At 68.0% G+C, this 20,582-nt stretch carries 26 protein-coding genes; 12 read left to right on the forward strand and 14 right to left on the reverse strand.

Features of this window, described 5'->3' with window-relative positions; genetic code table 11:
* Nucleotides 1-2 precede the first annotated feature (2 nt).
* Nucleotides 3-488: a tRNA adenosine(34) deaminase TadA gene (gene tadA / locus FHU39_RS20155; RefSeq protein ID WP_343066039.1), complete on the forward strand. Its 486-nt coding sequence runs from the start codon at nt 3-5 to the stop codon at nt 486-488.
* Here tadA and FHU39_RS20160 read toward each other — a convergent pair.
* From FHU39_RS20160 to FHU39_RS25105, 4 genes are all read right to left on the reverse strand, one after another.
* Nucleotides 472-630 carry a hypothetical protein gene (locus FHU39_RS20160; RefSeq protein WP_183322520.1) on the reverse strand — a complete coding sequence of 53 codons (159 nt, stop codon included), beginning with the start codon at nt 628-630 and terminating at the stop codon, nt 472-474. The two genes, tadA and FHU39_RS20160, sit on opposite strands and share 17 nt — an antisense overlap.
* A gap of 48 nt (nt 631-678) precedes the next feature.
* On the reverse strand, nt 679-1,065 hold the full coding sequence (locus FHU39_RS20165; RefSeq protein ID WP_246336772.1) for a pyrophosphohydrolase domain-containing protein: 387 nt from the start codon (nt 1,063-1,065) through the stop codon (nt 679-681).
* A gap of 25 nt (nt 1,066-1,090) precedes the next feature.
* On the reverse strand, nt 1,091-1,765 hold the full coding sequence (locus FHU39_RS20170) for a class I SAM-dependent DNA methyltransferase (RefSeq protein ID WP_183322521.1): 675 nt from the start codon (nt 1,763-1,765) through the stop codon (nt 1,091-1,093).
* A gap of 94 nt (nt 1,766-1,859) precedes the next feature.
* Complete coding sequence (locus FHU39_RS25105) at nt 1,860-2,843, reverse strand: NUDIX domain-containing protein (protein WP_183322522.1); 984 nt, start codon at nt 2,841-2,843, stop codon at nt 1,860-1,862.
* Nucleotides 2,844-3,058: 215 nt separating this feature from the next.
* Between FHU39_RS25105 and FHU39_RS20180 the strand changes: the two genes are divergently transcribed.
* Complete coding sequence (locus tag FHU39_RS20180) at nt 3,059-3,871, forward strand: ribosomal RNA small subunit methyltransferase A (RefSeq protein ID WP_183322523.1); 813 nt, start codon at nt 3,059-3,061, stop codon at nt 3,869-3,871.
* 4 nt (nt 3,872-3,875) lie between these two features.
* Here FHU39_RS20180 and FHU39_RS20185 read toward each other — a convergent pair whose 3' ends face one another.
* Nucleotides 3,876-4,343 (reverse strand): NUDIX hydrolase, encoded by a 468-nt coding sequence (locus FHU39_RS20185; protein ID WP_183322524.1) that lies wholly within the window; start codon nt 4,341-4,343, stop codon nt 3,876-3,878.
* Nucleotides 4,344-4,352: 9 nt separating this feature from the next.
* The gene (locus FHU39_RS20190; RefSeq protein ID WP_183322525.1) at nt 4,353-4,889 is read right to left on the reverse strand and encodes an Lrp/AsnC family transcriptional regulator; all 537 of its coding nucleotides are present in this window, start codon (nt 4,887-4,889) and stop codon (nt 4,353-4,355) included.
* A 98-nt stretch (nt 4,890-4,987) separates the two neighbouring features.
* Here FHU39_RS20190 and FHU39_RS20195 point away from each other — a divergent pair, with 98 nt between their 5' ends.
* Nucleotides 4,988-5,887: an EamA family transporter gene (locus FHU39_RS20195; RefSeq protein ID WP_183322526.1), complete on the forward strand. Its 900-nt coding sequence runs from the start codon at nt 4,988-4,990 to the stop codon at nt 5,885-5,887.
* A gap of 1 nt (nt 5,888) precedes the next feature.
* On the opposite strand, the gene FHU39_RS20200 is transcribed toward FHU39_RS20195, so the two are convergent.
* The 4 genes from FHU39_RS20200 to FHU39_RS20215 all read right to left on the reverse strand — a co-directional run bounded on the left by FHU39_RS20200 (nt 5,889) and on the right by FHU39_RS20215 (nt 9,099).
* Nucleotides 5,889-6,269, reverse strand: coding sequence for a YciI family protein (locus FHU39_RS20200; protein ID WP_183322527.1), 381 nt, complete (start codon nt 6,267-6,269; stop codon nt 5,889-5,891).
* A gap of 101 nt (nt 6,270-6,370) precedes the next feature.
* On the reverse strand, nt 6,371-7,555 hold the full coding sequence (locus FHU39_RS20205) for a lysophospholipid acyltransferase family protein (protein WP_183322528.1): 1,185 nt from the start codon (nt 7,553-7,555) through the stop codon (nt 6,371-6,373).
* Nucleotides 7,556-7,564: 9 nt separating this feature from the next.
* Nucleotides 7,565-8,497 (reverse strand): phosphatidate cytidylyltransferase, encoded by a 933-nt coding sequence (locus FHU39_RS20210; RefSeq protein ID WP_183322529.1) that lies wholly within the window; start codon nt 8,495-8,497, stop codon nt 7,565-7,567.
* Entirely contained in the window at nt 8,494-9,099 is a 606-nt protein-coding gene (locus FHU39_RS20215; RefSeq protein ID WP_183322530.1) for a CDP-alcohol phosphatidyltransferase family protein, read from the reverse strand. The genes FHU39_RS20210 and FHU39_RS20215 overlap by 4 nt, the downstream gene beginning before the upstream one ends.
* 133 nt (nt 9,100-9,232) lie before the next feature.
* Between FHU39_RS20215 and FHU39_RS20220 the strand changes: the two genes are divergently transcribed.
* The 3 genes from FHU39_RS20220 (at nt 9,233) to FHU39_RS20230 (ending at nt 11,655) form a co-directional block, all read left to right on the forward strand.
* Nucleotides 9,233-9,694 (forward strand): phage tail protein, encoded by a 462-nt coding sequence (locus tag FHU39_RS20220; protein WP_183322531.1) that lies wholly within the window; start codon nt 9,233-9,235, stop codon nt 9,692-9,694.
* A gap of 77 nt (nt 9,695-9,771) precedes the next feature.
* A complete protein-coding gene (gene ilvA / locus FHU39_RS20225; RefSeq protein ID WP_183322532.1) occupies nt 9,772-10,989 on the forward strand; it encodes a threonine ammonia-lyase in 1,218 nt (405 codons plus the stop codon).
* A gap of 30 nt (nt 10,990-11,019) precedes the next feature.
* Nucleotides 11,020-11,655, forward strand: coding sequence for a pyridoxamine 5'-phosphate oxidase family protein (locus FHU39_RS20230; protein WP_183322533.1), 636 nt, complete (start codon nt 11,020-11,022; stop codon nt 11,653-11,655).
* 71 nt (nt 11,656-11,726) lie between these two features.
* Here the strand turns inward: FHU39_RS20230 and FHU39_RS20235 are convergent, their stop codons facing one another.
* From FHU39_RS20235 to FHU39_RS20245, 3 genes are all read right to left on the reverse strand, one after another.
* Nucleotides 11,727-13,220: a DHA2 family efflux MFS transporter permease subunit gene (locus tag FHU39_RS20235; protein WP_183322534.1), complete on the reverse strand. Its 1,494-nt coding sequence runs from the start codon at nt 13,218-13,220 to the stop codon at nt 11,727-11,729.
* A 69-nt stretch (nt 13,221-13,289) separates the two neighbouring features.
* Nucleotides 13,290-13,925, reverse strand: coding sequence for an acyl-CoA-like ligand-binding transcription factor (locus tag FHU39_RS20240; RefSeq protein ID WP_183322535.1), 636 nt, complete (start codon nt 13,923-13,925; stop codon nt 13,290-13,292).
* Nucleotides 13,926-13,979: 54 nt separating this feature from the next.
* A complete protein-coding gene (locus FHU39_RS20245; protein ID WP_183322536.1) occupies nt 13,980-14,567 on the reverse strand; it encodes a TetR/AcrR family transcriptional regulator in 588 nt (195 codons plus the stop codon).
* Nucleotides 14,568-14,634: 67 nt separating this feature from the next.
* Here FHU39_RS20245 and FHU39_RS20250 point away from each other — a divergent pair, with 67 nt between their 5' ends.
* A complete protein-coding gene (locus FHU39_RS20250) occupies nt 14,635-16,080 on the forward strand; it encodes an MDR family MFS transporter (protein WP_221185747.1) in 1,446 nt (481 codons plus the stop codon).
* A 13-nt stretch (nt 16,081-16,093) separates the two neighbouring features.
* On the opposite strand, the gene FHU39_RS20255 is transcribed toward FHU39_RS20250, so the two are convergent.
* Nucleotides 16,094-16,987, reverse strand: a complete 894-nt coding sequence (locus tag FHU39_RS20255) for a helix-turn-helix transcriptional regulator (protein ID WP_343066040.1) — start codon at nt 16,985-16,987, stop codon at nt 16,094-16,096.
* Between the two features lie 173 nt (nt 16,988-17,160).
* On the opposite strand from FHU39_RS20255, the gene FHU39_RS20260 reads away from it, so the two are divergent.
* Genes FHU39_RS20260 through FHU39_RS20280 form a run of 5 tightly spaced genes read left to right on the forward strand, consistent with a single transcriptional unit; the run spans nt 17,161 to nt 20,564 of the window.
* Nucleotides 17,161-18,507, forward strand: coding sequence for an MFS transporter (locus tag FHU39_RS20260; protein WP_183322539.1), 1,347 nt, complete (start codon nt 17,161-17,163; stop codon nt 18,505-18,507).
* Nucleotides 18,504-18,896 (forward strand): DUF2255 family protein, encoded by a 393-nt coding sequence (locus tag FHU39_RS20265; RefSeq protein ID WP_221185748.1) that lies wholly within the window; start codon nt 18,504-18,506, stop codon nt 18,894-18,896. The genes FHU39_RS20260 and FHU39_RS20265 overlap by 4 nt, the downstream gene beginning before the upstream one ends.
* A gap of 32 nt (nt 18,897-18,928) precedes the next feature.
* On the forward strand, nt 18,929-19,279 hold the full coding sequence (locus FHU39_RS20270) for a carboxymuconolactone decarboxylase family protein (protein ID WP_183322540.1): 351 nt from the start codon (nt 18,929-18,931) through the stop codon (nt 19,277-19,279).
* Nucleotides 19,276-19,710: a cupin domain-containing protein gene (locus tag FHU39_RS20275; RefSeq protein WP_183322541.1), complete on the forward strand. Its 435-nt coding sequence runs from the start codon at nt 19,276-19,278 to the stop codon at nt 19,708-19,710. Before FHU39_RS20270 ends, FHU39_RS20275 begins: the two co-directional genes overlap by 4 nt.
* Entirely contained in the window at nt 19,707-20,564 is an 858-nt protein-coding gene (locus tag FHU39_RS20280) for an aldo/keto reductase (protein ID WP_183322542.1), read from the forward strand. The genes FHU39_RS20275 and FHU39_RS20280 overlap by 4 nt, the downstream gene beginning before the upstream one ends.
* Nucleotides 20,565-20,582 lie beyond the last annotated feature (18 nt).

Raw genomic sequence — 20,582 nt, forward strand, 5'->3', positions numbered from 1 at the left:
TCGTGCCCACGCCCGAAGCCGCCCACGTCGAATGGATGACTCTCGCGCTGGAGCAGGCGCGGCTGGCCATCACGACCGACGACGTGCCGGTCGGCGCGGTGCTGCTCGACGAGGCAGGCACTCCGGTCGGGTTCGGGCCCAACCGGCGGGTCGCCGACGGTGACCCGCTCGCCCACGCCGAGATCGTCGCGATTCGTTCCGCGGCGCGGCAGTTCGGGCACTACCGGCTGGACGGCTGCACCATGGTCGTCACCCTCGAGCCGTGCCTGATGTGTGCGGGCGCGATCATGCAGTCGCGCGTCTCACACCTGGTCTTCGGGGCGTGGGACCCGAAGGCGGGTGCGTGCGGGAGCGCGTGGGACGTGGTCGCGCACAACCCGAGCCCGCACCGGCTGGACGCGGTGGGCGGCATACGGGAGCAGGAGTGCGCGCAGTTGCTCACCGACTTCTTCCGCGCGCGTCGGAAGAACGTCAGCGCTTCCGACTGATGGCCTGTATGGCGACGTAGCCGATGCCGAGCACCAGCGCTGCCGTCACCGCCAGCCAGACCAGTTTGAAGATGGCGGGCACGACGATCAGCAGGATGAGCACGACGACGACAACTTTCGCCGACGTGGGCCAGTTGTTCATGGGAGCTCCTCGGTGCGTCCAGTACCCAAGTCTCGCACATGAGTTGCTTCAGGACCGGAAAGCATTGGCATCCAAGGCAATCGGCGGCATGACCGACTCCGACTTGCGTCGCTTCGCGTGGTAGTCCTCCCACGGGAGCCACTTCTGCTCCAGCGCGGCCTCCACGTCGATGCCCATTCGGTGTGCGGTGAGCAGCGCCATGGCCACCACGTCTGCGCACTCCGCGGCGACGGACTGCCGCTGCTCCTCGTGGGTACGACCCCGGTCACGGCCCTGGCCGCTGGCCACGAGCCACGCCTGGCTCAGCTCGCCGAGCTCCTCCATCAGCTTCAGCAGCATCCATTCGGGTGTGCGGTCGACGGCATACACCTCGGCATACCCGGTGGAAACGGTCTCGAGTCGGCGGGTCCATTCGGCGAGGTCCATGCCGGTCATCGTGTCATTCGTGGCCGACAGCCGCTCACTCCGACGGGCCGGGCCGCTGCGCCAGCACGTAGGCGCGTTCGGTCGGGATCTCGACCTCCGGGTGGGGCATCCGGGTGGTGACCGAGACGATGTCGAAACCGGCGTCCGCGATCTCGTCGATCACCTGATCCGGCTCGAGGAAGTGTCCGTTGATGTCGACACTGTGCCCGAACCAGGTGTCGCGGTGCTGGACCTCGCCGGCGGAGAACTCCTCACTGCGGATGTGGAAGGAGACCAGCGCGATCCCGCCGGCTCGCAGGGTGCGGAAGATCTGAGCGAAGGTCCGCTCCCGTTCGGTGGGGCTGAGGTTGATGATCGAGTACAGCAGAACCGCGCCGGACAGGCTCTGGTCCGGCTCGGTGAGGTCGGTCATCGACGCGAGCTTGAACTCCAGGTCCGGGTTCTCCTCGCGGGCGATGTCGATCATGGCGGGCGAGATGTCGATGCCGAGGGGTTGCGCGCCGAGCGAGGCGAGGTGGCGGGTGATGTGTCCCGGCCCGCAGCCGATGTCGGCGATGCGGCCGTCCTGGCACATCTCGACCACGGCCGCGAGCAGCGCCCTGTCCAGCGGTTTGCCGGCGAGTTCGTCGCGCAGCGTCTCGGCGTACTCCTGGGCCACTGCGTTGTAGGCCGCAGCGACCTGTCCCTCCGCGGGTAGCTCGGTCGTCATACCGAACAACCTAAGCGGTGGCGCTGGGAGCGGCCACGTGATCTTCCCGACCACGTGTGGCGGCGGGGGTGCTATGTCGGGGTGCTCTGCCGGCTCAGACGAGCTCCAGGTGCGCTGCGAGGCGGAGCACCTCTGCGCAGGTGTGGTCCTGGACATCGAGCCAGTCGATCGCCTCGGCGACGGGCAGATGCTGCACCGTGGTGATCTGCTCCGCGCCATCCACTCCGGCCGGCGGCTGCCCGACGACCGTCGTCGGAACGACAGCGAACGCCCACCACATCACCGGGTGCGGGACGTGCGGCAGGTAGGGAGCGGCGTTGCGGCTGTGCGCGACGTGGCTGAAGAAGACGTTGATCGGACCCGTCGGTCGGGAGCCTGCCTCTTCGTAAAGCTCTCGGGCCGCTGCAGATTCGAGCGATTCACCGGGTTCGAGCCGACCACCTGGGAGGAAGCGCCAGCCTTCGATCGAGCCGCAGACCGTCACGATGCCGGGGGCGGGAGAGGCGACGAGGTGGATCCGGTGCACCAACTCTGGTGGCGGGGTGTCGAACGTGCCGCTGATGTCCGCGTTCGCGTAGTCGACATACGTCGTGCCGAAGAGCGCTTCGAAACCGGCCGGAATCGTTGTCCGGACAGGCTCACGCATCAGTCCTTCGACCATGTCGGCGAGTTCCGAGATCCCCCGCCGGCCGTCGAGTTCGAGCGTTGCGGTCCGACGCAGCAACGGCTCCACCGTTTCGACATACCCTGCGATCTCGGCGCGTTCGGCTGCGGAGTTGCCGTACGGATTGTTGGTGCGTATGGCGACCCGCTCCAACAGGACCGGTACCGGCGCGCTGAGCAGGATGACGTGCTCGAACCGGTCGTAGAAGTCACCCTGGTTACGGACCGTGCCGGAGACGGCGATCGTGTCGTGGGTCGCGAGCAGGCCTGCCATCCGCGGCGCGTCCCAGGTGCCGTCGGCCAGCTCCCAGCCGTCGTAATCCGTGTCGACGGTGGAGTGTCCGCGCCGGGCCAACTCGTCGAGCAGAGTTGTCTTCCCGGCACCCGACATTCCGGTGATCAGCACACGCGACACGTGTCGAGCCTAACGGCGACGCTAAATCCGTTGCCGGAAGTCGACGCTGCGGCTACCTTGACGGCCGTGAATTGCTTCATGACGATCATTCGGACCCGTCGCTTCTAGCGGCGCGGATCCTCACCAGCAGCAGTCGTATTCGCGCCGCGCTCCGGCAATTCTGCCGGGCGGCGCTTCAGGCTGCCCGGCTCCTTCCAGCCCCTCCAAGGAGCCTCATGTGCGCACAACTACGTCCAGGTCGTCACGAACTCGGACAGAACTTCCTCGTCGACCACCGAGTCATCGGTCGTGTCACCGAACTCGTCCGGGACAGGCCCGGTCCGATCCTCGAGTGGGGCACCGGTTCCGGTGCCATCACTGAGTACCTCGCCGATCTGGGACGTCCGGTGGAGGGGATCGAGGTCGACGGCCGCCGAGCCGAGCAACTCGGCCGCCGTCTCGGACCGCACGTCTGCATTCGCCAGGGTGACATCCTGCGCCACGCGCCGCCCGCAGGATCGATCGTCGTCTCGAACGTCCCGTTCCACCTGACCACTCCGATCCTGCGGCACCTGCTGTCCGCCCCCGGCTGGCGCAGCGCCGTGCTGATCCTGCAATGGGAAGTGGCGCGCAAAAGGGCCGGCATCGGAGGCGCGACCCAGTTGACCGCGCAGTCGTGGCCGTGGTTCGAATTCAGCCTGGATCAACGGATTCCGGCATCGGCCTTCCGTCCCCGCCCGTCGGTCGACGCCGGCCTCCTCGTCATCGATCGACGTCAGCAGGGGCTCCTCGATCCCGCCGAACGCAGCCGCTACCAGCGATGGGTCGTCTCCGTGTTCGGCAGCAGGGGCCGGGGCTTGTATGACGTGCTCGTCCGACGGGGCGTGCCGCGGGACGTCAGCACCCGGATCGTCAGCGAGCTGTCCCGGGGTCGACGCGCGCCGCTGCCACGCGACCTGCGCCCCGAGGACTGGGCCATCGCTTTTGCGAGCGCCCGGGACACGCAGCAGTCGCAGAACCGAGCACCGCGAAAAGCCAGACGCCGGTGAACCGTCAGTCCTGGAGGACTCCCTCAGTGAACTCCCAGTGCGCGACAGTCCATTCGGCAGTCCCCGACAGGTAGGCAACAGCAGGCTCGCGCAGCGGGGCGTAGGGCAGCCGAGAGAGCTCGCGGATCGCGTCCGCTCGGGTGAACCAGGCGGCTTGCTCGATCAGTTCGTCTGGGTCGTCCACCTGCAGGTGCGGATCGGCTGCGTGGCCGACGAAGTTCCAGGACTGCGAAGTACGGTCGCCGGTGCGGTTCGTGCTCGTCGAGACGACGGACAGCGACTCGGCCGGGATGACCAGCCCGATCTCCTCGGCCAGCTCCCTGGCCGCACCTGTGGCTGGGTCCTCGCCGGACTCGACGCTGCCGCTCGGCACGTTCCAGTAACTGCCGCCCCACGTGGGATAGGACTCGCGCACCAGCGCGACCGAATCGCCGTCGAACGCAAGAACACCCGCATAACGCCGGACAGTCATGCACTCAGCCTACGACCGACCGGTGCGGCCGGTCGTAGGATCGAAGGCGCCGATCTCGGGTAACGGAAGAGGACGTGGCGCGACGGGCTGGGAGACCACGATGGAGGTCGTGGTCTGCCCGAAGAGCAGCAGCCTGTCGAGCACGCCTTCCAGACCCTCGACGGTCGCCGCGTGCACGCGCAGGATCACACAGTCCTCACCCGTGATCCGGTCGCATGCGCTGACCTGCGGGTGGCTCTGTGCCAGCTCGATGAGCTTCGGCAGCTGACCGGGACCGGGCCGCACGCGGACGAGACCGGTCACCGGCAGACCCAACGCGGCCGGGTCCACGAGCATCGAGAAGCCGGTGATGATGCCGGCCTCCTCCATGCGCCGCACCCGTTGCGTCACCGTCGGCGCCGACAGGCCGACCGCGCGGGCGAGCGCCGACATGGACAGTCGCGGATCGCGGTGCAGCGCGGCGAGGATGCGCAGATTGACCTCATCCAGCTCCGGATGGTGCGGTCCGAAAGCAATTTGTTCAGGAACTTGACGTTTTGAAGGCATCTGGCCCACGCACCCTTCAATCATGCATTCTCTGACGGCTCATCTGTCGAAAGACTATTGCCGTCAGGTCGACCGTCAAGAGTCCCGAGGAGAGCGTCATGGAGCAGGTGAAGTCACTCGTGGGCCCTCGCCACCGCCCCTCGAGCGTCGGGGACGGCATACCGCCCTCGGTGTTCATCGGATCGAGCGCGATCTTCCACTACCTCGGCCCGTCCCTGGCGGTGCTGCTCTTCGTGCACATCGGCGTGCTCGGTGTCGCCTGGCTGCGCATCGTCACAGCGGCGCTGGTGTTCCTCTGCTGGCGACGGCCGATCACCACGCTGCGCACCATGTCGCCGGCCGGTCGCCGCACGATGCTCGCGCTCGGCGTGCTGCTCGCGGCGATGAACTGTGCGTTCTACCTCGCGACGGATCGGCTGCCGCTCGCCACCGTCGGCGCCATCGAGTTCCTGGGCGTCATCGTGCTGGCCCTGGTCGGCACCCGTACCTCCCGGAACCTGGCGGCGCTCCTGCTCGCGGTGGCGGGGGTCGCCGTGCTGACCGACGCGCGCTGGTCGGTCGACCCCCGGGGCTTCGCCTTCGCGTTCCTCAATTGCGCCGGGTTCATGGGGTATGTCGTGCTCGGCCACCGAATCGCCTCGGCCCACGAGGGCCGGCAGACCGGCATCGACCAACTCGCCGCGTCCATGCTGATCGCCGCCCTAGTCGTCACCCCATTCGGAATTTCCCAAGCTGCAACGGCATTCGCGCATCCGACCTGGCTGCTGTGGGGAGCTGGGGTCGGAGTCTGCTCGTCCGTGGTGCCCTACGTGACCGATCAGCTCGCCATGGCCAGGCTGCCGCGGGCGACGTTCGCGTTCCTGCTGTGTCTGCTCCCGGCATCCGCAACGGTGATCGGCCTCGTCGTGCTCCATCAGGTGCCGGGCGTCCGGGATGTTGTCGGGATCGCCGCCGTCGCGCTCGCGCTCGCCGTCCACCAGGACGCCGCGGGCAGCTGATTCAGTTCTTCGTGTGGTCGCCCGGGTCGTCCGGCCGCCTGCGGGGGAAGCGCTGCACCTCTTGCGGCCAGTCCAGGGCGACCGCGAGCCGCCCGGCCCAGTACCGCGCGGCGTCGTCGTCAGGGACGTCGACGACGCAGAACCCGCCCAGGTGCTCCTTGCTCTCCACGTACGGGCCGTCGCTGAACACGGGCTCGCCGTCCTTCGCGGTCACGCTGCACAACACGGACGACGCGTCCAGCGCACCGTTACTGAAGACGAACACCCCGGCGGCGGTCATCTCCTCGAGCACGGCACGGGATGCACGTCCCTTTGCCCCGATCTCTTGCTCGGTGTGTTCCGGCACCCACTCGTCGTTGAACGCGATCAGGTATTCGGGCACGGTCGGCTCCTCTTCTCCGGCGGCCCCCGGTGGGCCGCTCACCAAACTCCACGAACGGCGACCCTCCGATCCGACACCTGCCGTGCAGCGATTTCAAGAGGTCAACGGGTCGGGCCGCTCCACGCCCGGACGATCTTGCGCAGGGTGACGCTGAAGACCGTCGCTGTCACTCCCAGGTACGGGCCGTACAGACGTCGTATGACGGGCCGCAACGGCCGCTCGGCGACCATGATGCCGCCGGCGCACGCACCCATCCGGGCACCGCGTTCGGCGAGCGTCGCTCCCGCCAGCCGGCCCGCCGGCAGTTGTAGCTCGCCGGCCACGCGTGCGTAGACCTTGACCGGTATGCCGCCGAGTGCCTGATGCCAGATGCCCGACGCGCCGCTGTCGAGGTGACGCCGCGCGGCGGCATACATGCGGGGTGTCGTCAACGGTGCCGGCACCCGCACGCCGCGACGGGCAAGGGTCGAGGTGAGCAGCACACCGCAGACCGAGCCCGCGGTGATCGACGCGGCGAGTGTGGGGATGCGACGGGGCGCCGCCACTCCCAGGAACACGACCGCCATCTCCGCCATGATCGGCCAGCTCACAGCCTCAGCGAGACCCCACACGAAACCAATTGCGATACCGCGGTTTCCATCGGTCAGTGCATGGATCGTCCGCCACGTCGGCGAACGCCGCAGCAGCACCGGACCTGCGTCGAGCAGCGCGATGACGTCATCGCGCAACGTCTCCGCGTCCGCGCCGGTCGGATCGACCGGTGCGCCGAAGCGCACCTCCATCGGAGTTGCCTTGAAGCTGCCATGTTTGGCCAGCACCTCACCGGTCCCGAGCATCGCAACCGGCACGACGGGCACGCGGCAATCACGGGCGAGACGCACCGCGCCGGAATGGAATTCGCCGACCGATCCGTCGGTGCTGCGTGTCCCCTCGGGATAGATCACCACGGTGCGGCCGGCCGCCAGCGCCGGCCGTGCAGCTTCCAGGAGTTCGGCATACCCACCGCGTTCGCCGCGCCGCACCGGTAACCCGCCGGCCAGCCCGGAGATCAGGGCACGTCGCCACCACACGTCGAACCAGTAGTCAGCGGCAGCGGCGAAGACCGGGCTGCTCTCGGCCGGTATGGCGGCCAGGAGCGCGGCGGTGTCCGCATGCGAGGCATGATTGGCCACGACCACGCGTCCGGTCGGCGACCGGTCCCAGTTGCCGGTGACCGTCAGCCCGCCGGCCAGCGAACACACCGACCGCCACAGTCGCCGCCGGAACCTGCTGGGAATGAATGACATCGGTGCCTCCTAGGTGAGCGCGACCGCAGCCAGTGGCAGCACCAGCAGCAGCGAGTCGATGCGGTCGAGGAGACCGCCGAAACCGGGCAGCCACTCGCCGGCGTCCTTCACACCGGCCTGCCGCTTGAACATGGACTCCAACAGGTCGCCGAGCACACCACCCAGTGCGACCGCGAGGAGCAACCCGACCGAGATCGTGCCCAGCAGGGTGAGCACCACAAAGGCGCCGATCACCGCGCCGGCGAGACCACCGACCGTCTTGTTGGGGCTGAGCGGGGACAGTGGCCGGCTCGCCCATCGGAAGCGGTGAAATCCCTTGCCACCGCACCAGGCAGCGACGTCGGTGGCCGCTGCGGCGAAGCACACCAGGAACGCGTCTCGCCAGATCAACACCATGCTGGCCAACGACCAGCAGATCCACACCGAGCCGAAACCGGTGAAGGCGGCCCGTCGGATGCCGTGCTCCAGGTCCCCTGCGAGCACCGACGGCAACGCACACAGCAGGACCAGCACCGGGACGAGGTGCAGCCACTCCGGACGCTGCCAGGCGGCGAGTGGGTAGGCGATCGACAGCGCGTACAGCACCGCGGAGTCGATCGCCGGGAGTTCGATGAGCCGGGCGTACTCCCGCACGCTGATCAGCGCAAGCACGACGCACAGTGCCGCTGTCGGCCCCGGGCCGATCCAGATCGGGATCCCGACGACCGGCAGGATCATCACCCAGGTGACCCACTTGGTGATCAGTTCACGCTTGCGGGAAGCGAATACGGCGATGCCTGCGAGCGCGAGGATGGTCAGGGTCACCCAGAAGAAGAACACCCCGCGGCCGGTGATGTGCAGATGGACGAACCAGACGTCCAGGTCCAGGTGCATCGACCTGCGATCGAGGTGGAGGATCCGCAGGTAGGCGTCGAGGAGCTCGTGCGGCAGTGAGTCGTTCATCCGGCCACCTGCTCGGCGAGCTCACGATGCGCCGCCCACAGGCGCACCGTGGCGGTGAGCAGTGAACCGGCGAGGATCACTGCGCACACCCACCCGAGCACACCGGGGAATGCGGTCGCGACAACCATCGCCAGGCAGCGCTCGGTCTTGCCGAACGGTCCGCCGTTGCGCCGGGTCGCTCCGGCACCGGCCGCGGCCAGCGATGCGGTTGTCGGCAGGGTGGCGGCGACAGCAGCCGTCGCAACCAGCACGGCCGGCGTGCTCGCCATACCGTCGCTGCGGGCGGCGAGCGCGAAGAGTCCACCGAAGACGATCAGGTCGGAGCAGCGGTCGCCGATCTCGTTGAGCACGAATCCCCACGGCCTGCTCACCCCTCGTGCACGTGCCACGGCGCCGTCCAGGTTGGCGCCGCCGAGGCGAACCGCGAGCATGAGGATGGCCGGCAGCCACCAGCCCAGCGCGACACAGCAGGCCGCGAGCAGTGCCCCGGCGATACCGAGCAGGGTGAAGACGTCGGGGGAGATGCCCCGGTCGACGGCGAACCGGACGATGCGGCCCAGCCGCCGGCTGTACCACGGTTTGAGCGCGTAGAGCCCTTGCACCGGACCTCCCTCGGTCGATCCCCGGCCAATGTGGGGTATGACGCAGCGACCGCAGCGGCGGTTTCCCGGGATGTCATCGGTAGTGTTGCCCGTCGTACCGATCGACCTCGTCACGACTCGCCGGGAGCGCCGCATGTCCTACGCCGTTGACTTCAAGAACGTGTCCACCGTCGGCCTCGAGTCATCTCCGGTCGCGGAGGCGCTGGCCGGGCTGCGCGCCAATGAGGCGCGCTACTTCAAGAACAAGTACGTCCACACGTTCACGGTCGAGCCGGCCGCCGACGCGAAGCAGGCGATCGAGTGGGTCAGCGGCATCCTGAAGGACGAGCGGGACATCGTGATCGGGTCACCGGCGCTGGAGGCGACGGAGTTCGAGGTCGACGGCATCCGGATGGCGTATGTCTTCTACGAGAGCGGTCTGTCGATCAACGTGATGTACACGCTCGCCGACGACGGCAAGCGGGCCGTCGGCTTCAAGCTCTCCGACGGTATGGACGTGCCCGAGGAGCTCGGCGCGTTCAAGTTCGCGCGGCAGAAGTCGAAGCTGGCCGGCACCATCCGCGGCTCCTACTTCGTCATCAAGGGTGCGTACTGAGAGGGCTCGAACCCGCCCGGGCACGGTCTGTGCTGAGGTGCCGGATGGCTTGGTGAGCACGGGGATACGCTCGGAAGATGAGCACGATGCCGGTGACCCTGCAGGACGTGGAGTTGGCGCGCGACGGCTTGACCGACGTCATCCGTGAGACGCCGCTGGAGTACTCCCGGGCGGTCTCCGAGAAGGTGGGTGCGCAGGTTCTGCTGAAGTGCGAAAACCTTCAGCGGGCAGGGTCTTTCAAGATCCGTGGCGCCTACACGCGGATGTCTCGGTTGTCCGACGACGAGAAGTCCCGCGGTGTGGTGGCCGCCAGCGCCGGTAACCACGCGCAGGGCGTCGCCCTGGCGGCGCAGCTGCTGGGCATCACGTCCAAGGTCTACATGCCGGTCGGTGCGCCGATGCCGAAGCTGCAGGCGACCCGCGGGTATGGCGCACAGGTCGAGCTGGTCGGCGCGACTCTCGATGAGTCGATGGTGCACGCGAAGCAGTGGGCTGCCGACACCGGAGCAGTGCTGATCCACCCGTACGACCACCGTGACATCGTCGCCGGCCAGGGCACCTGCGGTCTGGAGATCCTGCAGCAGTGCCCGGAGGTCCGCACCATCGTCGTCAACATCGGGGGCGGCGGTCTCATCGCGGGGATCGCTTGTGCCGCAAAGGCACTCAAGCCGGATGTGCGGATCGTCGGTGTGCAGGCGGAGCAGGCGGCCGCCTACCCGCCGTCCCTCGCCGCCGGCCACCCGGTCGCGCTGCAGCGGATGGCCACGATGGCCGACGGCATCGCGGTCGGCCTCCCCGGCGACATACCGTTCGCGATCGTGGAGGAGCTCGTCGACGAGGTCGTGACGGTCAGCGAGGAAGCTCTCTCGCGCACCATGCTCTTCCTGCTCGAGCGCGCGAAGCTGGTTGTCGAGCCGGCCGGGGCTGCCGGGGTGGCGGTGCTGCTCGAGGGCGTCATCGCCCAGGTCGAGGGCCCGGTCGTGGCCGTGCTGTCGGGCGGCAACATCGACCCGTTGCTGATGATGCGCATCATCCGGCACGGGATGGCGGCCGCGGGACGCTACCTGTCCGTGGTCGTGCGTATGCCGGACCGCCCCGGCTCCCTCGCGGGGCTGCTCGCGAAGTTCGCCGCCGAGGACGCCAACGTCGTCGAGGTGCGGCACGCACGCAGCGAGGCGACCTTGTCCGTCGACGAGGTCGAGATCGAGGTCGAAGTGGAGACCAAGGGCGTGGAGCACCGCGAGCAACTGCTCGCCGCGTTGCGGGCCGACGGTTACCAGCCGACCGTCGCCTGAGCCGGTCCGCCGACGTCGACGCTGGCGGACATGACTCGCCTCGAGCCGACGCGCTCTCCGGAGATGATGAGTCACGACCGGGCCGACCTCGACCGGATCTTCAACGACGCCCTCGTCGCGCACGTCGGCTTCGTGGTGGGCGGCTCACCGGTCTCCATGCCGACCGCGGCCGTGCTGTGGGGCGACCGGGTCGTGATCCACGGATCCACCGGATCGCGGTGGATGCGCACGCTGGCACGAGGGGTTCCGGCATCGCTGTCCATGGCGGCGGTGGACGGGGTGGTCGTCGCGCGATCTGCCTTCGAGTCCTCGGTGCTCTACCGCAGTGCGGTGCTCTTCGGGTCATTCACTGTGCTCGACGGCGCGGACAAGTCGACCGCGCTGCGGATCCTGACCGAACGCATCCTGCCCGGGAGGACCACTGAGGTGCGTGAGTCATCGGTGAAGGAACACGCGGCGACGCTGCTTCTCGCGATGCCGGTCACGAGGTGGGCGGTGCGCATCTCCGACGATTGGCCGGACGACGACGAGGCGGACCTGGGTACGGAGGTCTGGGCCGGGCACGCACGTTTCGAACCCGCTGCCGTCCGCGCCGTACCCGCTCCGGGGCTCGCACAGGGCATCCCCGTGCCACCGAGCGTCGCCGCCATCCACGGGATCGGCTGACAGGCCGACTCCCGTCCCGCTCCGAATACCTGGATGGCGGGCCAGCACTCGGTCGACTACCTGCACGCGATCTACACGGATGCCGGGGTGGGTACGTCGTCGGATTTGCCGGCCGGGATGAGGCCGGACGGCAGGACGAGGCTCGCGGCGATGGCGGCGACAGCGAAGATGGCCGCGGCGGCGCCGAACGACACCACGTAACTGTGCACGGCGGCCTCGACCTTGGCGGCCGGGTCACCGGCGTGGTCGACGAGGTAGGTCGTCAAGGCGTTCGCTGCGAGCGTGTTGAGCAAGGCGGTGCCGATCGACCCGCCGACCTGTTGGGTCGTGTTGACCATCGCGGACGCCACGCCGGCGTCCGACCCGACCGCCCCCGAGGTGGCGGTGTTCATGGCACTGGAGAAGACGATCCCGAGGCCGGCACCGACGATCACCAGCGCCGGCAGCACCACTCTCACGTAGCTGGAGTCCGCCCCGAGCTGCCATGCCAGGTAGGCCATCCCGGCTCCGCCGACCAGTAGCCCGATCGGGATGAGCACCCGGGGGCCCACACGCGTCGCCAGGAGCGTGCTGGAACCGGTCGACACCCCGATCAGGGCCGCGATCATCGGCAGGAACGCCAACCCCGTCTGCACCGGGGAGTAGCCCTTCAGCATCTGCAGGAAGTAGGTAAGGAACAGGAAGATCGCGAACATCCCCATCGCCGAGAACCCGATCGTGAGGTAGGCGCCCCCGCGGAACCGGTTGGTGACGATCCGCATCGGCAGCAGGGGATGTGCAACACGCCGTTCGAGCCAGACGAAGGCCATCAGCAACACCAGACCACCGATGAGCAGGGAGTAGGTCTCGATCGAGTTCCATCCGTTGGACTCTGCTTGGGAGAATCCGTACACGATCGCGACCAGGCCGGCGCTCGCCAGGACGACGCCGGGTACGTCGATGTGCACGTCGCGGTTGCGCGGGTGGAAGGTCAGCAGTTTGAGGGCTGCCGGAACGGCGATCAGGGCGAAGACCACGTTCACGAACAGCGTCCACCGCCAGTCCAGATACTCGGTGAGAAGCCCACCGAGCACCAGGCCGACCGCGCCGCCGGCACCTGCGATGGCGCCGAACACCCCGAACGCTTTGGCGCGCTCCTTGGAATCGGTGAACGTCGTCGTCAGCGTGGACAGGGCCGCCGGGGCAAGCATCGCGCCGAGCGCTCCCTGGATGGCGCGGCCGACGATGAGCATGCCGAATCCTGTTGCGGCACCGGCCAATGCCGACGCGCAGGCGAAGCCGATCATCCCGCCGATCAGCATCCGTTCGCGGCCGATCAGGTCGGACAACCGGCCACCCAGCAGCAGTAGCCCGCCGAAGGCCAAGGAGTATGCCGTCACGACCCATTGCCGGTCGGCGTCACTGAATCCGAGGTCACGTTGCGCCGACGGCAAAGCGATGTTCACCACGGTCGCGTCGAGCACGACCATCAGCTGGGCCAAGCAGACCACGCCGAGGATGAGCCATCTGCCGTTGTCGGCGCGCTGTTGGCTCGGAAGTTGCGAAATTGGCACAGGGGTACTCACAAAATCACCTTCAATGGATAGAAATTCGTCGTGTGCAGTGCTGCCGCGGCTCAGCTCGCGGCGTGGTCGTCAGGAACGCCCGGCGGCGGACCCTTCCGTGTCGGCGGTGTCACCGAAGCCGGTACGGAGCTCGGACAGTGCCGCATCGACGTATTGCTCCAGTGGCGTTCGGCCGCCGTTCTCACCCCACGCGAGGAGCGTGGCGCGAGTAGTGGCCAGGACCGATGCCACCATGACGTGCTCGCGAAGGCCGTCACCTTCACCGGCCCCCCGACGGGCGATCAGGGCGGCGACCAACTCGTGCTCCAGTTCGCTGAACCGACCGGCCTGGTTCGCGAGCAGCCGCGGATCGCCGGCAATGACGCGCATGCGCTTCAACACCTCGTCGCCGTTGGGCCGGCGCCGATGGAGCTGCTCGCGCAGCGCCTGCGTCAGTGCGTCGAAAGCACTGACACCCGCGGGTATTTCACCGATGGTGTCGACGACGCGCGCCAACTCGTCCGGTGCCCAGCCGACCACGGCGTCTTCCTTCGTCCGGAAGTAGTTGAAGAACGTGCGGGTGCTGATGTCCGCAGCCGCCGCGATCTGATCGACCGACACACCGTCGAAACCGTGCTCCGCCACCAGGTCGGTGCTGACCCGGATCAGGACTTCGCGTGTGCGCAGCTTCTTGCGCTCGCGCATGCTCAGCTCACCCAACGTCATGATTGCATCATACGCAAAATTGCATGAACTGCAAATTTATCCCTGTCGGCGGTTTCAGAGGGGCGCGTGGTGGTGCACCAGCGGCACGAAGAGTTGGTGCGCGATGCGCTCGAGTTCCTCGTCGGACGGTGCGGTTCGTTCGGCGATCATGGAATACCGCAGGAGCATGCCGGGCATGGCGAGCACTGCGTCGGGAACGGGGGAGTCGCCGATCTCGCCGCGTGCGCGGGCCTGCCGGACCACCTCACGGAAAGCGGTCGGAGCGACCTTGGTCTCTTCGGGGATCTCGTCGAGCTCGCTGAACAGGCCGGCCGCGACGTCGATGCCGATCTGCCGGATGCGGTCCGCGAACTCGTGAAGGAGGGCGACGGCGTCTCCGGCGAGGCTTCCGGTGTCGGGCACGTGCCCGACGACCGTCCCGGTGTGTGCGCGCACGGTGGCGAGCACCAGCGCTGCTCGATTCGGCCAGCGACGGTAGACGACGGCGCGGCTCGTGCCGACCGCTCGTGCGACGGCATCGATGGTGAATGCCGCGTATCCCTCGCTCCGGAGCTGCTCCCAGGCGGCATCGAGCAGCGCGCCGTCCAGCGCGGGTCCGCGTCGTCGGCGGCGGGTCGAAGACGTCTCGGTGGCCGTATCCATCCAACGAGGATACAGGTGTATCTTGAGATAAGATACACATGACTCTTAGGATGCGATGACGGTGCGGATGCAGGAACGGAAGCTGGAGCCGTTGGGGTGGCCGATGATCCGGCTGGCTCTCGTGATCATGGTCGGAGGCGTCACGCCGTTGATCGATACGACCGTGGTCAACGTCGCCCTGCACACGATCGGCGACGGTTTCCACGTCGGCTCCGGAGCAGTGCAGTGGCTGACGACCGGGTACCTGCTTGCTCTGGCGGTGACGGTGCCGGTGACCGCATGGGCGTCCGACCGCTTCGGTGCGAAGACCCTCTGGCTGGTCGGATTGATGTTGTTCGTCGTCGGATCGGGGCTGTGCGCCGCAGCGTGGGGCTTCGGGGCGCTGGTAGCCTTCCGCGTCCTCCAAGGCATCGGGGCCGGGTTGATGCTGCCGGTGATGCAGACCATCCTGGTGCGTGCGGCTGGGCCCACGAAGGTCGCTCGAGTGCTGACGGTCGTCATGCTCGTGGCCACGATCGCGCCGATCGCCGGACCGTTGGTCGGTGGGCTCATCGTGACCTCCGGCAGCTGGCGCTGGGTGTTCGTGATCAACGTCCCGCTCTGCATCGCCGCCATCGCGCTCGCGTCCGCCTACGTTCCTCACGAGCGACCGCAGCGTGGCAGAGAGCTCGACCTGCTCGGCGTGCTGTTGCTCGGGGTGGGCTCGACGATTCTCCTGTATGCGCTCAGCAACGCCGCTTCGAGCGGCGATGGGGCGGCGCTTCGGGCGTGGCCCCCGCTCGCGGTCGGCGTTGTCCTCATCGGCGCTTTTGCGGTGCGGAGCGTGAAGCTCGGTGACCGCGCCGCGATTCCCGTTCGCCTGTTCGCGCAGCGATCCTTCGGCATCGCCGCCGGTGTGCTGTTCCTCACCGGAGTCGCCCTCTATGGTGCGCTCTTCCTGATCCCGCTGTACTTCCAGCAGGAACGCGGCATGACCGCGTTGCAGGCGGGTTCGATCCTCGCCCTTCAGGGCGTCGGCTCCTTGCTCACCAGGTGGGTCGGCGGCGTCGTTGACAAGATCGGCGCGAAGCCCATCGCCGTCATCGGCGTTCTCGGCTGCTCCATTGCGACCACTCCGTTCGCGGTCGCCACCTCACACACGGGATACTTGCTCCTCGGTGCGGCCCTGATCGTCCGCGGTGGTGCACTCAGCGCGGTCAACATCGCCGTCAGCGCCGGCGCGTTCGTCGACCTCGCCCGGCCGGACGTCCCGGCCGGCTCGGCCGTCGTGCGACTCGTGCAGCAACTCGGCGGCTCTGCCGGTACGGCGATCCTGGCCACCGTGGTGGCGGGGTTCGCCGTCACAGCGTCGCCGGCCGGATTTCATGCTGCATTCCTCTGCAGCCTCGGTCTGACAATGGTCGCCGTCATTCCCTGTCTGCTGCTCCCAACGCGATCCCGCGCGGTCGGGACGGTGGCAGCACCCTCGACCCCGAGTGACGAATCGGTTCGGGAACCAGGGCGACCTCGATGAAAGTGATGTGGCCCTAGCGGTTCTCGTGGGCCCCAGTGCGCGTCGGGTCGTCGATGGTGGCGCGATCACGCTCGGTCGCCGCCCAGCTGGCGAGCAGGTTCAGATTGTCAGCGGAGGGGGTGGCCGGCTCGGCGGTGTAGGCGGTCAGGATCAATCCGGGCGCGGCGACCAGCTCCATGGAGTCGTAGGCGAGCTGCAGGTGTCCGACCTCGGGATGGTTGAACGTCTTGACACCGCCCCGGTGGGCGCGGACGTCATGGGCCCCCCAGCGGGTGCGGAAAGCCTCACTCTGTGTGGCGAGTTCGCCGATGAGCTCCGTCAGGGCAGGGTCGCGCGGGTTGCGCCCGGCTTCGGTGCGGAGCAACGCGACCGCCACGGAGAGGGCACCGTTGTAGTCGGGGTAGTAGTCGGCTGCCCGGGGGTCGAGGAAGTCGAACCGGGCGATGTTGCCACGGTGGGCCGGGGTGTCGAGCACCGGTGAGTACAGTGCGGCACCCAGCGTGTTCGCCGCGACGATGTCGAGGCGGCCGGTGCGCACGAACGCGGCGGTTCCGGTCATCGAGTCCAGGATCCGCTGCAGACTGGCCGGGATCTTGGGCTTGGTACGCCGGGCAGGGGTTCTCGCGGGTTTGGCGGCACGCGCGAGGTTGAACAGGTGCTCCCGCTCGATGTCGGTCAGGCGCAGAGCGGTGGCCACTGCGTCCAGGACGTCGTCGGAGACGTGGGCGATGTGGCCCTTCTCCAGCCTGGTGTACCACTCGGGGCTCACCCCGGCGAGTACGGCGACCTCTTCACGGCGCAGCCCGGGAACGCGGCGACGGCCGCTGGTGGGTAGCCCCACCTGGTCGGGCGTCAGCTTCGCGCGGCGGGACGCCAGGAAATCCCGGATGTCTGCTCGGTTGTCCACCCTCACTACGGTAGGCGCCCGTCCGTCGTTAGCCAGGTTCTGCCGGTGCCCCCCATAACGCGACCTGTTTCCGGCGCACGGCCCGGCCTGTAATGGATGACGTGACAAGTTCCGCCTATACAGCCGCACCGACCACAGCGAGGATTCCGACGGCACCGACCGCCGCACCAGCGATGACCGACCACCGAGCCCGCTCTGCATTACTGGCCTCGGTCCTCGGGTTCTTCGTGGTCACTCTCGACGCAGTCGTCGTGAACGTGACTCTGCCGACCATCGGCACAGAACTGGGTGGCGGAGTGACCGGGCTGCAGTGGGTTGTCGACGGGTACACGTTGATGTTCGCCGCGCTCATGCTCACCGCAGGTTCGCTGTCCGACCGGCTGGGCGCGCGGCGCGCGTTCGGTGCCGGCTTGGTGTTCTTCGTCCTTGCCTCGGTCGGTTGCGGGTTCGCGCCGACCCTCGGGGTGCTCATCGCGGCGCGATTCCTCCAGGGTGCCGCGGCTGCGGCGATCATGCCGGCGTCGATGGCACTGATCCGCCAGGCCTACCCGGAGGCGCGGGCGCGCGGCCGGGCCGTCGGGATCTGGGCGGTCGGCGGCGCGATCGCATCCTCGTCCGGACCCGTGCTGGGCGGTGTGCTCACCCTGGTCGACTGGCGGTTGGTGTTCTTCATCAACGTCCCGGTCGGCGTGATCGCGTTGCTGCTGCTGACGCGCGCCCGCCCGTCGGTGCCGCGGAAGGTCGCGTTCGACCTCACCGGGCAGCTGACCGGAGTGCTCGCCATGGGCGGGCTGACGTTCGGCGCCATCCGAGCCGGGTCCGAGGGCTTCGCTGACCCGGTCGTGCTGGCCGCGTTCGTCCTGGCGGTCCTCGCGCTGGCCGGATTCATCCGGGCCCAGCGGACGGGTGCCCACCCGATGATGCCGCTGGACCTGTTCCGGTCCCGCACGGTGGTCATCACCGTCGTCAGCGGGTTCGCGTTCATGGTCGGGTACTACGGACTCCCGTTCGTGATCAGCCTTTTCCTGCAACAACACCGCGGTCTGACCGCCCTGCACACCGGTCTGGTGTTCCTGCCGATGATGCTCATCGGACTCCTACTCACCCCGTTCTCCGCTCGGCTGAGCGAACGCATCGGCCGCAGGACCGTGATCGTGGCCGGACTGCTCCTGATGACCGCCGGACTCGCAGCAGTCGCGCTGCTGCCCACGAGCGCGCCACTGTGGGTGTTGGCCCTGCTGATGGTGCTGGTCGGGCTGGCCGGCCCCGCCGTGTCGCCGCCGGCGACGGCGATCCTGCTCGATGCGGTTCCCCAGCGGCAAGCCGGTGTCGCGTCCGGTGTTTTCAACACCAGCCGCCAGATCGGTGGAGCGCTGGCCGTCGCCGCGTTCGGCGGCCTGCTCACCAATCCCGCCACCTTCGTGTCCGGGGTTCGGACCAGTCTGCTGCTCGCGGCCGCTGTGGCAGCCGCGACCGGCGTGCTCGCCCTCTTCCTGCCCACCACCAAGGAGGTCCCGTGAACAACCTGCAACCCGCGATGTGGGACGACAACAGCCGCAATCTCTTCGGCGATGCCGAAGAGATCGGGATCAGCACCCGTCGCGCCGACGGCACGCTGCGGCCCTTCGTACCGATCTGGGTGGTCTCCGTCGACGGCACCTTGTACGTGCGGTCCTATCGCGGCGTCGACGGCGCGTGGTACCGGCACGCCACCCGGAGCCCGGTCGGCGCGATCCGTGCGCACGGTCAGCAGATCGACGTCGCGTTCGCACCCGCCGGCGACGACGTGCAGGACGCCATCGACGCGGCATACCGGGCCAAGTACGCCCGCTACGGCGACAGCTACCTGAGACCCATGGTCGCAACAACCGCGGTGGCGGCCACGCTCGAGATTCACCCGGGCAACTGATCCGCACCCAATCAGACGAAAGGTGAAAACCGATGACTGACAACGAAACCCAGAAATCCACCGGCTGGACGGGAGGGAAGAACGCCTTCGGCGACTTCGCGCCCGGAATGGTCCACTACACCGACCAGGTGCTCTTCGACGAGGTCTGGGAACGCCCCGAACTCTCCAAGCGGGACCGCAGCCTGATCACCGTCGCCGCGCTGGTCGCGACCGGCAAGGCCGATCAGCTGAACTTCCACCTCGACTACGCCCGTCGCAACGGAGCCACCGAGGACGAACTCAAGGAGGCGATCCTGCACCTGTCGTTCTACACCGGCTGGCCCAACGGTATGTCCGCCATGGCGGTCGCCAAGAACATCTTCGAAAGCAAGGAGACACGATGAGTGACAACGAATTCGACCAGATCTTCCCGCTCGGGGAACCCAACGAGGCCTACGCGCAGTACTTCATCGGCCAGAGCTACCTGGCGCCGCTGGCTGCAGGGAGCGTCCCGGTGAGCAACGTGTCGTTCGAGCCGGGTTGCCGGAACAACTGGCACATCCACCACGGCAGCGACGGCGGTGGTGACCAGGTGCTGCTCTGCACGGCGGGCAGCGGCTGGTTCCAGGCCGACGGTGGGGAGCCGGTCCGCATGGTGCCCGGCACCGTCATCCGCGTCCCGGCCGGTACGAAGCACTGGCACGGCGCGACGGCGGACTCGTGGTTCTCGCACGTCGCCTTCATCACCCCGGGCACGGACGTCAGCAACGAATGGCTCGAACCCGTCACCGACGAGGTGTACGGCCGACTGCCGCAGAACGGAGACAACGTATGAGCATCCTGAACGAGACCTACACCCTGACCGGCGGCCTGGAGATCCCGAAGCTGGGGCTGGGCACCTGGTTCATCGACGACGACGTGGTTGCCCAGGTGGTCCGCGACGCCGTGGAGATCGGCTACCGCAACATCGACACCGCCCAGGCGTACGGCAACGAGCGCGGTGTCGGCGAAGGGGTCCGGACCGCGAACGTCGCTCGCGAAGAGCTGTTCGTCTCCAGCAAGCTCGCCGCCGAGATCAAGGACTATGCCGGCGCCGTCGCGGCGATCGACGGCTCGCTGCGGACGATGGGTCTGGACTACCTCGACCTCATGCTGATCCACGCACCCCAGCCCTGGCAGGACTTCCGCGGTGGGGACTACGCCGAGGGGAACCGCGAGGCTTGGCGGGCCCTGGAGGAGGCGCACACGGCGGGCAAGCTGCGCTCCATCGGTGTGTCCAACTTCCTGCAGGAGGACGTGGAGAACATCCTGGCCGGCGGCACTGTCGTGCCGCACGTCAACCAGTTGCTCGTCCACGCGGGCAACACCCCGAGCGAGCTGTTGGCCTACTGCGACTCCCTGGGCATCCGCGTCGAGGCGTACTCGCCGATCGCGCACGGCGAGATCCTGGACAACCCGGATGTCGCGGTCATGGCGCAGCGGTATGGCGTCACCGTTCCGCAGCTGTGCATCCGCTACACGCTGCAACTGGGCACCGTGTCGCTGCCCAAGACCGCCAACCCCGACCACTTGCGGTCCAACGCCGAGGTCGACTTCGTCGTCTCGGACGAGGACATGGCCGCCTTGCGGGACCTGCACGCCCAGGACTACGGCGAGCACAGCGCCTTCCCCGTCTACAGCGGCAAGTAGTCTCCTCAGGCTGGGCCG

Source organism: Flexivirga oryzae, from assembly GCF_014190805.1.
Taxonomy (GTDB): Bacteria; Actinomycetota; Actinomycetes; order Actinomycetales; family Dermatophilaceae; genus Flexivirga; species Flexivirga oryzae.

Excerpts from the sequence above, each read along its gene's own strand:
- FHU39_RS20160 (WP_183322520.1), bottom strand. The coding sequence starts at position 630 with ATGAACAACTGGCCCACGTCGGCGAAAGTTGTCGTCGTCGTGCTCATC.
- FHU39_RS20165 (WP_246336772.1), bottom strand. The coding sequence starts at position 1,065 with ATGACCGGCATGGACCTCGCCGAATGGACCCGCCGACTCGAGACCGTT.
- FHU39_RS20170 (WP_183322521.1), bottom strand. The coding sequence starts at position 1,765 with ATGACGACCGAGCTACCCGCGGAGGGACAGGTCGCTGCGGCCTACAAC.
- FHU39_RS20180 (WP_183322523.1), top strand. The coding sequence starts at position 3,059 with ATGTGCGCACAACTACGTCCAGGTCGTCACGAACTCGGACAGAACTTC.
- FHU39_RS20185 (WP_183322524.1), bottom strand. The coding sequence starts at position 4,343 with ATGACTGTCCGGCGTTATGCGGGTGTTCTTGCGTTCGACGGCGATTCG.
- FHU39_RS20190 (WP_183322525.1), bottom strand. The coding sequence starts at position 4,889 with ATGCCTTCAAAACGTCAAGTTCCTGAACAAATTGCTTTCGGACCGCAC.
- FHU39_RS20195 (WP_183322526.1), top strand. The coding sequence starts at position 4,988 with ATGGAGCAGGTGAAGTCACTCGTGGGCCCTCGCCACCGCCCCTCGAGC.
- FHU39_RS20205 (WP_183322528.1), bottom strand. The coding sequence starts at position 7,555 with ATGTCATTCATTCCCAGCAGGTTCCGGCGGCGACTGTGGCGGTCGGTG.
- FHU39_RS20210 (WP_183322529.1), bottom strand. The coding sequence starts at position 8,497 with ATGAACGACTCACTGCCGCACGAGCTCCTCGACGCCTACCTGCGGATC.
- FHU39_RS20220 (WP_183322531.1), top strand. The coding sequence starts at position 9,233 with ATGTCCTACGCCGTTGACTTCAAGAACGTGTCCACCGTCGGCCTCGAG.
- ilvA (WP_183322532.1), top strand. The coding sequence starts at position 9,772 with ATGAGCACGATGCCGGTGACCCTGCAGGACGTGGAGTTGGCGCGCGAC.
- FHU39_RS20230 (WP_183322533.1), top strand. The coding sequence starts at position 11,020 with ATGACTCGCCTCGAGCCGACGCGCTCTCCGGAGATGATGAGTCACGAC.
- FHU39_RS20240 (WP_183322535.1), bottom strand. The coding sequence starts at position 13,925 with ATGACGTTGGGTGAGCTGAGCATGCGCGAGCGCAAGAAGCTGCGCACA.
- FHU39_RS20245 (WP_183322536.1), bottom strand. The coding sequence starts at position 14,567 with ATGGATACGGCCACCGAGACGTCTTCGACCCGCCGCCGACGACGCGGA.
- FHU39_RS20250 (WP_221185747.1), top strand. The coding sequence starts at position 14,635 with ATGCAGGAACGGAAGCTGGAGCCGTTGGGGTGGCCGATGATCCGGCTG.
- FHU39_RS20260 (WP_183322539.1), top strand. The coding sequence starts at position 17,161 with ATGACCGACCACCGAGCCCGCTCTGCATTACTGGCCTCGGTCCTCGGG.
- FHU39_RS20270 (WP_183322540.1), top strand. The coding sequence starts at position 18,929 with ATGACTGACAACGAAACCCAGAAATCCACCGGCTGGACGGGAGGGAAG.
- FHU39_RS20275 (WP_183322541.1), top strand. The coding sequence starts at position 19,276 with ATGAGTGACAACGAATTCGACCAGATCTTCCCGCTCGGGGAACCCAAC.
- FHU39_RS20280 (WP_183322542.1), top strand. The coding sequence starts at position 19,707 with ATGAGCATCCTGAACGAGACCTACACCCTGACCGGCGGCCTGGAGATC.